The sequence below is a fragment of the Methanosphaerula palustris E1-9c genome (assembly GCF_000021965.1).
Taxonomy (GTDB): domain Archaea; phylum Halobacteriota; class Methanomicrobia; order Methanomicrobiales; family Methanospirillaceae; genus Methanosphaerula; species Methanosphaerula palustris.
This window is the reverse complement of record NC_011832.1, coordinates 158,735-171,366: the sequence shown is the minus strand read 5'-3', so window position 1 is coordinate 171,366 and position 12,632 is coordinate 158,735. Positions and strand designations below refer to the sequence as shown.

Below are 12,632 nucleotides of genomic sequence, written 5' to 3'. Positions count from 1 at the left end.
GCCCCAGACACCAGTTATATTTTATCATGGTGCATACCACCTCAATTAGAGAATAATCGGACCCTATCATGCACCTGCTCGCTCAGACCCTGACCATCGCCCGCTGGGAGGTGAAGCGATCGCTGACGATGATGAGAAGGGATGTGCTTCCCCTCTCAATCGTGCTCTTCATCCTGCTGATCGCCGTCACCGGGTTCGCCGCCCAGAACGGAATGCACCTGCAGGACAAACTGTACACGATCGGGGTCGACGACCCCGTGCTGGCCAGTGTCTTCGCCGGGGATACCCGGTTCACAGTTGCAACGCTGCCGACCGATACCGTGCTGACGGGCACCGGGGGGTACGACCTGGTCGTCACCCACGGGCAGGCGACCTCAGCCCCGACTCAGCGTGGCCGGGCTGCGCTGCTGACCCTGTCCCGGGATTACAGTCGGTACGTGAACGCAGTCTACACCAGTCAGCCGGACCTCTTCGCCGCATACCCGCTCTGGATCGACCTGCAGAATGTGAAGAGTGAACTCGACTTTGTCGCCACCCAGTCCGGGCAGCAGGTGGCTGCACCACCCCCCGCAGGTCAGCCGGTGCCTGAAGGGACCGTGGTGCAGGTCGCCACCCCGCCGGCAGCGATCGATATCGCCCCGGACCAGCTTCGGCAGCAGGTGGCCAGCAGTTCCGACCAGAACGATCAGGTGGCCAGGTACTCGAACATCCTCACATCGAAGGGAGTGCAGCAGGAGGCGAACGTCAAGATACCCTCGCAGATCTCCCCGCCCCTGCCGTTCGACTCGATCATCCTGATCTTCGTCTTCATCTTCCCGCTGTACTTCACCTCCCAGTTCTTCATGATGAGCATCATGAACGAACGGGTGGAGCGGCGGGGGGAACCGCTCCTCTCGACACCGATCCACCCGGTGGCGATCATCCTTGGCAAGGCGCTGCCCTACCTGCTCCTGATGTTCCTGGCGGCGACCGTGCTCCTGCTCATACTGCACGCCTCCCTCGTGATCCTGGCCGCCCTCTTCCCGGTGATCCTCTTCTTCCTGGCCAGCGCGATGATCATCGGGATGATCGCACGGAGTTACAAGGAACTCTCGTTCATCTCAATCTTCTTCTCGACGATCGCGACGTCATACCTCTTCTTCCCCTCGATCTTCGCAAACGTCCATGTCGTCTCGCTCATTTCGCCGCTGACGCTGATCGTCCTCTCGATGCAGGGGGATGGGTTCACGCTGGCAGACTACGGCTACTCGACGATCCTCTTCTACCTGACCAGCCTGGTCCTCTTCTACATCGGGGTCGTGAACTTCGGCGAGGAGCAGCTCTTCTCGCAGCACCGGTTGGTCCCGCGGGTCAGAGAGTTCATCGGAACCGCACTCTCAAAGAAACGGCCGTTCCTCTCGCTCTTCCTGCTGAACCTGCTCCTGATCCCGTTCGTCTTCATGGCGCAGATGATGACGCTCGTCCTCTTCTTCAACCTCCCGATGCCGTACTCGCTGGTGCTGTTGATCATCGCCGCGGCCTTCATCGAGGAACTGGTAAAATCGATCGGGCTCGTGGCGTTCCGGACCGTCCTCCCGGACCTCTTCACCTGGAGACGGCTCATCCCGGCCGCGGCTGTCACAGCCATCGGCTTCCTGGTCGGCGAGAAACTGCTGCTGCTGGTGACGCTGACCCAGATCACCGAGTCGGTCTTCGGGTCGGTCCTCTTCACCTCGCTGCAGGTGCTCTGGATGCCGTTTCTCCTCCACTTCGCAGGGGTGTTGATCGTCGGAGTATCGCTGAAGGTGGGTGGAAAACGTGGGTACATCCCCGGACTGGTGCTGGCGACCGCAGTCCATACCCTCTATAACCTGGTACTGATCATGGGGTGGTCACTGTGAAATTCCGGACGGTTTATATTATTTGCAAAAAGGAGATACAGAGCCTGTTGAACGAGCGGACGCTGATCCTTGCGATCATGCTCCAGGTCTTCATCGCTCTCTTCTCCTCATTCCTGATGGTCGGGCTCACCTCGATGTACGACCCTGCGGCGATCTCCCGGTACTCGCATGCCGAATACGGGATCGGCTACGCAGGGAACGATTCAACGCTCGCGTCGTACATCGACCAGGCAAAGGACCTCAAGGTCTACCCGATGGACCTCTCCACCGGCCTCGCAGCCCTCTCTGAGCGAAAACTCTCTGCAGTGGTCTATGTCCCCGATACCCGACCGGATGCGATCGATCCGATCAGGGTCACGCTGTACACCCAGCAGAACGATCTCCAATCGGCCGTCGTCAATGTCCGACTGAAGGACGCCTTCGTCGCCTACGAGAAGGAGCTCCGGCAGGTCCGGGCGGCCAGGATCACCGAGGTGCCGATCCCCCTCAAGTTCCCTGCCCAGACCGAAGGTACCGACTTCTTTGAGTTCGTCTACGGGCTGCTCATCCCCCTGCTGGTCTTCATGCCGGCGATCATCTCGTCGGCGATGATCATCGATCTGATCACTGAGGAGTACGAGCACCGAACCCTCGAGGTGCTGCTCACCGCCCCGGTCTCGTTCGCCGAGGTGATCTGGGGCAAGATCGCGGCCTGCCTGGTACTGGTTCCAATCCAGGCCGGCGCCTGGATGGTGTTGCTGCAGATGAACGGGATCGGGATCCTGCACGGACCAGAGATCCTCTTCCATGTCACGGCCGGGTCATTTCTGCTGGTGCTGCTCGGAGCGTTGACGGCCCTTCACTATCGGGAACGGACCTCAGCACAGTTCATCTTCTCGACGGCGCTGGTGATCGTGATGCTCGGGGCCCTGGCCTTCCCGCTGAACCCCCTGAACCTGATCGCACGGCTGAGCATCGGGGCGATTGGAGACGAGCACTGGATCATCCTGGCCGGTGTGCTAGCGGCGATCGTTCTCCTCTCGATGCTGACGACGAAGTACGCTGGGATCATCACCAGGCGGTTCATCGAGGGATGATCCCAGGAGGATCATAACCTTCCAGAACCACTATATACCTGTACGACCAGTTTCGCATATGGCAGAGAACTGGGAGAAGGCACAGCAGGAGTGCACCGCACTGGGGCACGAACTGATGTATCATGACTTTGATACCGATACCTTCGGCACCTGCAAAAAGGGTGGCGAACCCGGCCATTTCGTCCAGGGAAGGTTCGTCGAACACCGATGCATCTGTATGCCGGCGACGATGGATCCGCAGGTAGCCGCAGAGAAGGAGAAGGCATTTCTGACCGAAAACAAGGACTGGGCGTCCCAATCTGAAAAGACCGGGCAGTAAGATAATGACCCGGGAACATGATTGACCATCCGTCATCCTTTCCTCATCTCATGATGATCATCCAAATGCGTGCAGTCCATCTGGAATATCGTATCTCTGACAATCAGTAGTGGATAATCCTCCATTATCCCTGGAAAACCGGGATAGAAACCTATTTCCTTCTTCTTCATCCAGATATCATGACAATGGACTCCCTCCTGTATGTGGATGACGAGCCGACCCTGCTTGAGATCGGTACGATCTTCCTCGAACGGACAGGAGAATTTTCAGTTACCACTGCCACAGGGGTCGAGGAGGCACTGAGATCTCTGGAGAGCACTTCGTGTGATCTGGTCATCTCCGACTACCAGATGCCAGAGCGGGACGGTATCGAACTGCTACAGGAGATCCGGAGCAGGTATCCTGACCTCCCGTTCATCCTCTTCACCGGGCGGGGACGCGAGGAGGTGGCGATCAGGGCCTTTGACCTGGGGGCGGACTTCTACCTTCAGAAGGGAGGGGACCCCCTGGCCCAGTTCGCCGAACTCATCCAGAAGGTCCGCCAGGCTATCCGACGCCGGAGGGCCGAGGATGCCCTGAAGCGGCGGGAACAACAGCTGAACGCGATGGCCACCAACATCCCCGGCGTCGTCTACCGACTCTCGGTGAACCCTGACGGGACGATCAGTTTCAATTATATCAGTGAGCGAAGCCGGCAGATCCTCGGCCTTGAGAACGAACCCACCACCTTCTTTGACCAGCTCACTGAACAGATCGTGCAGGGGGACCAGGAACGGTTTATAAGTTCAGTTCGGCACGCCATCAGCACCAGAACCATCTGGGAGTTTGAAGGGCAGTATATCAAGCCCTCAGGGAAGAAGATCTGGATAAGTGCCGTCTCCAACCCATTGGTCGAGATGGGCCGGCTTGTCTTCGATGGCGTCATATTCAACAATACAGAGCGGAAGAGGGCCGAAGAAGCTCGTAGACTGTCAGAGGAGTATTACCGTGCTCTCTTTCAGTATACCGAGGCGGCGACGGTCATCATCGAAGAGGACGGCATCATCTCGCGGGCCAACGAAGCCTTTGCAGATCTCTGGGGTGAGCCTTCCCATGCGATAGAAGGAACCCTCAGGTGGACTGAGTTCATCGCCCTGGATGACCTGGAGCTTGTAAAGGATCTTCACCACCACCACCACCGCAGAGTCAGCCCCGATAAGATCCCTGCTAAATACGGGTTCCGGTTCGTCACCAGTCAGGGGAGCATCCGCAACGTTCTCATCCATTTCGGGAGCATCCCGGGCACCGGAAAGAGTGTCGTCTCTCTGCTCGACATCACCGAACAGAAGCTGGCACAGGAAGCACTCATCCTCGACGAGAAACGGCTCGAAGCACTGGTCCGGCTCAACGAACAGGAGACGGCCACGATCCATGAACTGGTAACCTTTGCGATGGATGAGGCGGTCCGTCTTACCAGGAGCACCATCGGCTATATCGCATTCTACGATGAGGACGAGCGGATCCTGACGATGTATGCATGGTCAAAGTCTGCGATGGAGGAGTGCAGAGTTGCAGAGCGACCGATCCGGTACCCGATCGATGAAACCGGCCTCTGGGGGGAGGCGGTCAGGCAGCGGTCTCCGGTCATCACCAACGATTACCAGGCAGAGAGCAGTCTGAAGAAGGGGCTGCCCAGGGGTCACGTTCCCCTGACCTGTCACATGAACGTACCGATCTTCGATGGGGATCGGATCGTGATCGTGGTCGGGGTCGGCAACAAACCATCTGACTACGATGACGCGGATGTCCGCCAGCTGACGCTGTTGATGGGTGGTATGTGGCGGATCATTCAACGAAAGAGGACAAGAGAAGCCCTGCGGCAGAGAAATAAGGAACTCCGTGCCCAGAATGAGATACTGGCCAAACACGATCGGGTACTCCGCGAGAGTGAGACCAGGTTCCGACAACTGGCCGAAGCGACAGTTGAAGGGATCGTCATCCACGAATCAGGCATCGTCAGAGACCTCAATGAACGGGCCTGCGAACTCTTCGGGTTCTCGCATGATGAGATGATCGGCAGAGACATGCTCACCCTGGTCGCCCCAGAGTTTGTTGAACTGATCCGGGAGAAGGTGGCTATCGCCTCGTACGAACCGTACGAGGCGCAGAGACTGCGCAGAGACGGCTCGAGGTTCTGGGCTGATATGCACACCCACCAGATCACCGTCGACGGCGAGATACTTAGGATCACCACATACTGGGATATCACCGGGCGCAAAGATGCCGAAGAGGTGATTCGTGCAGCACATCAGCACCTGGCCGCACAGGAGAAGGAACTCCGCACCCGGATCGAGATGCTCAGAGAGAACGAACTGCAGCTCCGATCCCTGATCGACGAGAGCCGCGATGGTCTCTTCATCCTCGATACTGCAGGGATCATCACCTTCGCCAACCGGACGCTCGCCCGCCTCTTTGGTCAGGTGGTGCCGGATGATATCATCGGACAGTCATTCCTCAGGTATATCGTCACCAGTGATCGGGAATGGGTCGGTGCATACATCAGAAGATTGATCGATGGTGGGACCTCCTCACAGGGGGAGGCACTCGGGATCGGAGTGCTGCGGATCGATGGCAGCCAGTGCACCGCGGAGGTGAACGCATCCCCGATCATCGAAGAAGGCAGGTCCACCAGGATACAGGGAAGTATCCGGTAGAGAATAAAACAGGGAGAAATGGCGATCTGAACTGATGTTCCCCGGGTCAGATGGTTCACAATATTTATTACCTTGAACCATCTGTAGAAGAATACCGATCCATATGCCCAAAAAAAATCCCACTCCAGATCTCCCTTTTCCCGGAAAATTGCGGGTCGGGCTCGGGGGCGAAGGGGTACTCAGGTCAACCGGCCGGCATGCAGCCGCCCGCACAGTGATCGAGGCCGCCTATAGAGAGGGGATCCGGTACTTCGACTCGGCCGTCGCCTATGCCGGGAGCCAGGAGTATTATGGTGAGTTCTGGCGGGATCATCAGCAGCAGCGGAACCAGTCTTTTCTGACCAGCAAGTCGGCAGCCCGTACCTATAGCGGGGCGATGACCGATCTGGAACGCTCCCTCACTGCGCTCAACACCGACCACCTCGACCTCTGGCAGGTGCATGATATTCGGACAGACCATGACCTGCTGGAGATGGAGAAACCCGGAGGGGCACTCCGTGCCTTTATGGAGGCGAAGGAGACCGGGGTCACCAGGTATATCGGGGCGACCGGTCATGCAGATCCCGGGATCCTTGCCCATGCGGTGGAGTACTGGCCGATCGACACGGTGCTGATGCCGGTGAACCCAAACGAAGTGGGGCCAGGCGGATTCCTGGAGACGATCATGGAGCCGGCCAGAAACCATGGGATCCGGGTGATCGGAATGAAGACCCTCGGCGCCGGCCACTACCTCTTCCCAGAGGCGGGGATCACCGCTGATGTGCTGATCCGGTTCGCCCTCGCCCAGCAGGTGGATCAGGTGATCGTCGGCTGCGGCACCGAAGAGGAGGTTTTGGCACTCGTCACGGCCGGCAGGGCTGGTCCGCTTGAAATAGAGGAAGCAGACCGCCTGGCAGCGGTATTTCTGCCGCATGCAGCAGCGTTCGCCTACTACCGATCCCGGGTCTGACCCCCCATCAACCGATCTTAAGCAGATCCCCCGGATTGATCGACAGGGTCAGGGCGAACGAGATCGCCAAAAAGAGGCCTTCAACGAAGGAGAGGTTCAGGGGTTTCGCCGCATCGGGGTGACCCCACACCCCTTCATCTCGCCAAAGCAGAACGCAAGTCGCTCTTTTATCGTGGGAGGAAGGTCATGTTCTGGGATTGCAACGAACCCGAGCGAGCCATAGAACCGGGTCAGGACGAGCGTGGAGTGGAGGTAGAGCAGATGGTCTCCAACGATCGAAAGGAGTTTTTTCATCACCAGGCGGGCCAGCCCCTGACCACGGTGCTCTTCTGAGGTAAAGACCCCGTCCACCTCAAGCCCGTCAGGATGGCGACGGCACCGGGCCACCGCCGCGAGGTCTCCGTCGACAAAGGCCCCGACGATCCGGTCAATGGTTCTGTCGGTCTTCTGTCCATGGTAGTGAACCCAGAGGGCCTCGACGAGTGGAAATTCATCGGTCGATAGTTCGCGTACGGTCACGGTCACCATGATCAGTTGTACTGCACCAGGGGCAAAAGCATTGCCCCAAATCGAGAAGCGGGAGGTCAGAGGTGCCCGGTCCGGCGGAGCCAGTCCACCTGAGGAGCGGTGTACCGGTAGACGATGTCGCACTTATCGTCCTGAAACGACCAGGGGACGACGACCAGGATGTCACCCTCGCGGATCCAGACCTTCTTCTTGATCTTGCCCTTGATCCGCCCAGTCCTGGTCACCCCGTCCTCCCCCCGAACGCGGATATGGTTGGCTCCCATCATCATCTCGGCTCGTCCAAAGATCTCACTATTCCGTTTCTGAGGCAGCCTGGCCCTGACGATCTCCTCACCTTGAGGTGGAGCCGGCTTCTTCCCGGTCACAGCACACGCCCCTTCCGCTCACTCCGACTCATCGATCCCGATCTATGCATTACGAGAATATATTTCTACTCATTGAAGGGGCAGACATCGTTCCAACCCGGCATATAAGCCCATAATGAACTAATATTTCCCTGAATAAAGACACAGCCTGGCCAGCTGCCAGACGGTCTGTTTTTTATATGAAGGGTGGTGCAGGATAGATCGTGAGATCACTGATGACGGCGTGGCGATGCAGGATCTGTGGATATATCTATGACGAGAAGGATGGAGAAGCAAAGACCGGAACCCCGGCAGGTACCCGCTTCACTGACCTGCCCGAAGACTGGCGATGCCCGATCTGCAGGGCGGGAAAGGATGCCTTTCTCCGGGTCCCGGATGCTGACCCGCACAGTTCTGCGACGACCACCGTCGGCGAGGTGATCATCGACCACCTCGCTGCATCAGGGATCAGGTACGTCTTCGGGATCCCGGGCACCTCCTCGCTCGGCCTCGTCGACGCGATCAGAAAGAAGGAGGGGATCGAGTACATCATCGTCAGGCACGAGGCGAACGGGGCGATGGCCGCAGCGGCCTATGGGAAGCTGACCGGTCTGCCGGCCGTCTGTCTGACGATCGGCGGCCCCGGGGCGACCAACCTGGCGACCGGCCTCTATGACGCGAAGGAGGATCACGCCCCCCTGATCGCATTGAACGGGCAGGTCGAGCATCAGTATACCGGGCCGGGCGGGTTCCAGGAGATCGATCAGGACGCCTTCTTCCGGCCGATCACCGTCTACAACACCACGATCCATGACCGTTCAAAGACCGTCCAGATCATGACGACGGCACTAAAGAGTGCGATCCTCCAGCATGGGGTTGCCCAGGTCTCGGTCCCGAACAACATCCAGAAGCAGCCTCTGGATGTCAGGTTCTGCAGCGGGCCGGGGTGTCTCATGGACCTGAAGGTGATGCCCCAACAAGATGACCTGCAGCAGGCCGCCAGGGCGATCGATCAGGCGAAAAGACCGGTGATCATCGCCGGGTTTGGAGCCTATCGGGATGGAGAAGCCGTAGCCGAACTCGCGAAACGTCTCAAGGCCCCGATCCTGACCACGTTCCGGGCCAAGGGGATCCTTCCGGAAGGGACCGGGCAGGTGATCGGGATCCTCGGCAACGTCGGTTCGCCGGATGCACGAACCCTGGTGAACGGTGCCGACCTGCTGATCACCCTCGGGGTCGGGTTCTCCTCGATGACGAACGTCCCTCTGGATCGGCCGATCGTACAGGTGGATCGCGACCCCCTGAAACTCGGCAAGAACAGCCAAACTATCCCCCTGCTCGGGGACTGTGCTCTCATCATTGAGGAGCTCACGCGGCTGGTTCGGGAGCGAGAAGAGACCGGGCAGACCAGGGAGATCAGGGCAATGCAGCAGCGCTGGACCGACCAGATCGATAGCGAAGCGGTGATGCAGAGCCCGATTCCGGGCCCCACGATCATGAAGATCCTCTCCGGGGCAGTCCCGCAGGAGGCCGTCATCTCGGTGGACGTCGGGGAGAACTGCTGGTGGTTTGGTCGAAACTTCCAGAGTCGCGGGCAGGTCTTCGTGATGTCGGGCTACCTGGCCACGATGGGGGCCGGCTTTCCCGGGGCGATCGCAGCCAGACTGGCCTATCCGGACCGGCCGACGGTCTGCATCACCGGGGACGGCGGGTTCGTGATGGCGATGGGGGATCTGGTGACGGCGGTGAAGTACCACCTGCCGATGGTGATCGTCGTGATGAACAATCGGCAGTACGGGATGATCCGGGTCGAGCAGATGATGGAGAACTACGAAAACTACGGAACCGACCTCGTCAACCCGGACTTTGCCGCGTATGCAGAGGCCTGCGGGGCTGTCGGGGTCAGGGTGGAGAAGCCGGAGGACCTCGGTCCGGCGGTCACGGCCGGGCTCGCATCAAAGGAGGTGGTGGTGATCGATGTGGCCACTGACCCGGGACGGTTCTGATCGGTCACGGCCGGTCAGGGTCTCTGAACTGGTGACAGCCCACCGCTGCCCGCTCCGACTCTATCATCTTCAGGGTCTGGACCAACCTCCATCGGCCAGGTACGTGATTGCAAAAGAGATCGCCTGCCATCGTGGAGCGTCCACTGACCCGGACCTGCTCTGGAAGGAGGTACAGGCGGTGATGCCAGAGATCGACCCGGCGATGAAGATCTTTCTTTCGACCTCTCTCCTCGCCTGCAGGACGATGGTCTGGCCGCCCTTCACCGAGCAGGACGTACCTGTTCGGTCAGAAAAGCACCGGATCCTGGGCACCGTCGACCTGGCCGGCGGGCCTCATGGTCTCTTCGGGGTGATCAGGTCCTCGTCGGCACCGAATGAAGGGATTTATACCACCGACCGGATCAGGGTCACGGCCTATGCCCTCTGCCTGGAGGAACTTTACCACATGCCGATCAGGGAAGGGGTCGTCGTCTATCTCCCGGATGGCGTGATCCGGACCTGCCCGATCTCACCCCGGGATCGGCGGGCCGCTTTAACGGGACGAGACACCGCAGCACGGGTGATCAGCGGTGAAGTCCCAAAACGGCCGCTGAACCCGCCCTGCACGAACTGCCCGGTTGCCGACCGCTGCCGGCAGGGGGCCTCGTCACGCTTCGAGCAGGGTTAGGGAGATGATATATTCGCCCTTCGCCTCGCGGGTGGTGCCGACGACCAGCCACCGCTCGTCACCATGCTGCTCGACCATCCCCTTCGCCCGCAGGGTCTCCCCTGCCCGGACCTGGCCGGTATAGGTGTGGGTGAACGAGAGGACCTTATCGACCGTCGCCCCCTCAAGCGGATAGATGGCCGGGGCGTCGAAGGCGAGCCGGTCATCGGTGACGACCCCCTCGACCGTCTCCTTGCCGAGCACCGCCCCCTTCCCTGAAGGGAGGGCAGTGGCGAGGTCGTCGTAGGAGCGGGCGTACAGCAGGTCGAAGTAGGTACCTCCGATCCGCCCACGGTTCCACTTCCGCTCTTCATGCACCCGGAAGATCGGATAGGAGATCGACGGGTTCCGCTTGGCATAGACTCGCTGCCAGAGTTTCTCGTCCAGGTCCTGGATCCTTCCCTCCGCAATGGCCTGCTGCAGGTGCTGCTGAGCGGTGAACCAGGCAGGCCCATAGACGACCAGGTCGATGTCGGACTGGGCATTGGCGAGGCCGCAGAGGCGCGAACCGCTGCATCCATATGTGCCGGGGCCAAGAGCGAGGTGATCTGCTATCGCCTTCACCCGCGGCTCCTCGCGTTCAACCCGCTTGCACTCGAGTTCAGGCTTCAGGATCCTGCTGACCTGGTCGTAGGGCACCCGGTGGAGCAGGTCCAGGAACTCAGGTTTGTTGTCGCGGAGGAGCTCGTAACCCTCCTCGAACCCGACCTTCCGGTATCGCCTCCCGGCAGAGTCCACTCGGTCCCCTGCAGAGTCCGGGACATACCGGAGAAGACAGCCGGCCCGCTCCTCGTTGTCGTAGGCGGCGACCGCGTAGATCCACCGATCCAGGTCCAGCAGAAAATCGCGGATCCGGAGGGGCAGACTCAGTCGCATCGGATCTTCCGGAGAAACGCAGCAGCCTCGTCGAATTTTTCGCCAGGGCGGATCATCCGCATATCCACCAGATCGACGACCGTCGAAGGGAGACCGGTGAGCCGGCCTGCATCGATCAGCAGGTCGTACCGGACATGCACATCGTTGATCGTCACCGGGTCCTTGCCGCCGGAGAGGTTCGCCGAGGTGGCGGTGATCGGGCCGTCGAACTCTCGGATCAGTTCGAGCGCAATCGGGTGGTCCGGAATTCGGAGTCCGATCATCCCGGTCCCCCCGGTCAGCGTCTCAGGAAGAACCTTCTTCGCCTTCAGCACCACCGTGAACGGCCCCGGCAGAAACGCTTCGATGAACTGTTCCGCCACAGGGGTCACCACGGCCAGCGCCGCGAGCATGTCCCGGTCGCTGACGGCGATCGAGATCGGCTTGGCAAGAGGCCGGTGTTTCGCCTCGTAGACCGCCGCAACCGCCTCATCCGAGAGGGCGTCGGCCCCGAGTCCATAGATCGTATCGGTTGGATAGACAACCAGTCCATCCCGGTGCAACACCTTCACTGCTTCTTTAATTCTGTCCATCAGAAGACTCTCCCTCGAACCCGTGCAATATCGAAGACCGCCCGCTTTGAGACGTGCATCACTGCAAAGACCCCGGCCTGAATCGGATCGGTCACGACCAGATCCGCATGTTCCGGAACACTCCCGGCCATGTTCAGGGTGATCACCGGGATCCCGGCCCGCTTCACCCGATCGACCGCATCGCTGATCGCTCCGCCCATCAGGGATCCGGCCAGCACCAGGATCGAAGCGCGAGGCAACCGTGAGACCGCATCGACGGCCAGGGCCAGGGTCTCCTCCCCGACCAGCGGGATCGTGTCCACCGAGATTCGTTCCCCCCTGATGTTGTGCCGGTCGGCCTCGTTGATCGCTCCGACCGCCACCTGACCGACCTGAGCGCCGCCGCCGATGATGATCACCCGGGAGCCGTAGATGTCAGAGAATGGGTGGTATCCCCGGACCCCGTTCACCGACGGGATTGCAGCGAGGTCGGTGATCAGACGCTGCTGGTCGGTGGAGCCCATGTACTCGACATAGAGTTCTGCCAGTCCGCGACATGGTCCAAACTCAAACGTCTCCTGGTGGATCATCATGATATTGGCCTGATGATCAGCGACCACCGAAGCAATATCACGCAGCACACCCTTCCTGTTCTCCGCAATGATCCGGATTGCAGAGAGAGGAGCGTCAGGTTCGCTCATAAA

General features: G+C 59.9%; 13 protein-coding genes. 7 read left to right on the top strand and 6 right to left on the bottom strand.

The features are described from left to right. Positions 1-68 precede the first annotated feature (68 nt). From MPAL_RS00740 to MPAL_RS00730, 3 genes are read left to right on the top strand one after another with little or no spacing between them, the layout of a single operon-like run. Positions 69-1,880 carry an ABC transporter permease gene (locus MPAL_RS00740; RefSeq protein ID WP_012616856.1) on the top strand — a complete coding sequence of 604 codons (1,812 nt, stop codon included), beginning with the start codon at positions 69-71 and terminating at the stop codon, positions 1,878-1,880. Next, positions 1,877-2,956 (top strand): ABC transporter permease, encoded by a 1,080-nt coding sequence (locus MPAL_RS00735; protein WP_012616855.1) that lies wholly within the window; start codon positions 1,877-1,879, stop codon positions 2,954-2,956. The genes MPAL_RS00740 and MPAL_RS00735 overlap by 4 nt, the downstream gene beginning before the upstream one ends. 58 nt (positions 2,957-3,014) lie before the next feature. Further along, the gene (locus MPAL_RS00730) at positions 3,015-3,275 is read left to right on the top strand and encodes a hypothetical protein (protein ID WP_012616854.1); all 261 of its coding nucleotides are present in this window, start codon (positions 3,015-3,017) and stop codon (positions 3,273-3,275) included. A 32-nt stretch (positions 3,276-3,307) separates the two neighbouring features. Here MPAL_RS00730 and MPAL_RS16060 read toward each other — a convergent pair whose 3' ends face one another. Then, positions 3,308-3,445, bottom strand: coding sequence for a hypothetical protein (locus tag MPAL_RS16060; protein ID WP_158303596.1), 138 nt, complete (start codon positions 3,443-3,445; stop codon positions 3,308-3,310). Positions 3,446-3,454: 9 nt separating this feature from the next. Here MPAL_RS16060 and MPAL_RS14040 point away from each other — a divergent pair, with 9 nt between their 5' ends. Both MPAL_RS14040 and MPAL_RS00720 read left to right on the top strand, forming a co-directional pair. Continuing rightward, on the top strand, positions 3,455-5,968 hold the full coding sequence (locus MPAL_RS14040) for a PAS domain S-box protein (RefSeq protein ID WP_012616853.1): 2,514 nt from the start codon (positions 3,455-3,457) through the stop codon (positions 5,966-5,968). Positions 5,969-6,071: 103 nt separating this feature from the next. Then, positions 6,072-6,917, top strand: coding sequence for an aldo/keto reductase (locus MPAL_RS00720; protein WP_012616852.1), 846 nt, complete (start codon positions 6,072-6,074; stop codon positions 6,915-6,917). Positions 6,918-7,013: 96 nt separating this feature from the next. Here MPAL_RS00720 and MPAL_RS00715 read toward each other — a convergent pair whose 3' ends face one another. After that, the gene (locus tag MPAL_RS00715) at positions 7,014-7,445 is read right to left on the bottom strand and encodes a GNAT family N-acetyltransferase (RefSeq protein WP_012616851.1); all 432 of its coding nucleotides are present in this window, start codon (positions 7,443-7,445) and stop codon (positions 7,014-7,016) included. 56 nt (positions 7,446-7,501) lie between these two features. Beyond that, positions 7,502-7,810 (bottom strand): translation initiation factor eIF-1A, encoded by a 309-nt coding sequence (eif1A, locus tag MPAL_RS00710; protein WP_012616850.1) that lies wholly within the window; start codon positions 7,808-7,810, stop codon positions 7,502-7,504. A 215-nt stretch (positions 7,811-8,025) separates the two neighbouring features. Between eif1A and MPAL_RS00705 the strand changes: the two genes are divergently transcribed. Both MPAL_RS00705 and MPAL_RS00700 read left to right on the top strand, forming a co-directional pair. Further along, a complete protein-coding gene (locus MPAL_RS00705) occupies positions 8,026-9,795 on the top strand; it encodes a thiamine pyrophosphate-dependent enzyme (protein WP_012616849.1) in 1,770 nt (589 codons plus the stop codon). Next, positions 9,767-10,462, top strand: a complete 696-nt coding sequence (locus MPAL_RS00700; RefSeq protein ID WP_012616848.1) for a CRISPR-associated protein Cas4 — start codon at positions 9,767-9,769, stop codon at positions 10,460-10,462. The genes MPAL_RS00705 and MPAL_RS00700 overlap by 29 nt, the downstream gene beginning before the upstream one ends. On the opposite strand, the gene MPAL_RS00695 is transcribed toward MPAL_RS00700, so the two are convergent. The 3 genes from MPAL_RS00695 to MPAL_RS00685 are packed head-to-tail and all read right to left on the bottom strand — an operon-like array spanning position 10,442 to position 12,629. Continuing rightward, entirely contained in the window at positions 10,442-11,377 is a 936-nt protein-coding gene (locus tag MPAL_RS00695) for a nucleotidyltransferase domain-containing protein (protein ID WP_012616847.1), read from the bottom strand. The genes MPAL_RS00700 and MPAL_RS00695 overlap by 21 nt on opposite strands. Continuing rightward, entirely contained in the window at positions 11,368-11,949 is a 582-nt protein-coding gene (locus MPAL_RS00690; protein WP_012616846.1) for an L-threonylcarbamoyladenylate synthase, read from the bottom strand. The genes MPAL_RS00695 and MPAL_RS00690 overlap by 10 nt, the downstream gene beginning before the upstream one ends. Next, on the bottom strand, positions 11,949-12,629 hold the full coding sequence (locus MPAL_RS00685; RefSeq protein WP_012616845.1) for a DUF5612 domain-containing protein: 681 nt from the start codon (positions 12,627-12,629) through the stop codon (positions 11,949-11,951). Before MPAL_RS00685 ends, MPAL_RS00690 begins: the two co-directional genes overlap by 1 nt. Positions 12,630-12,632 lie beyond the last annotated feature (3 nt).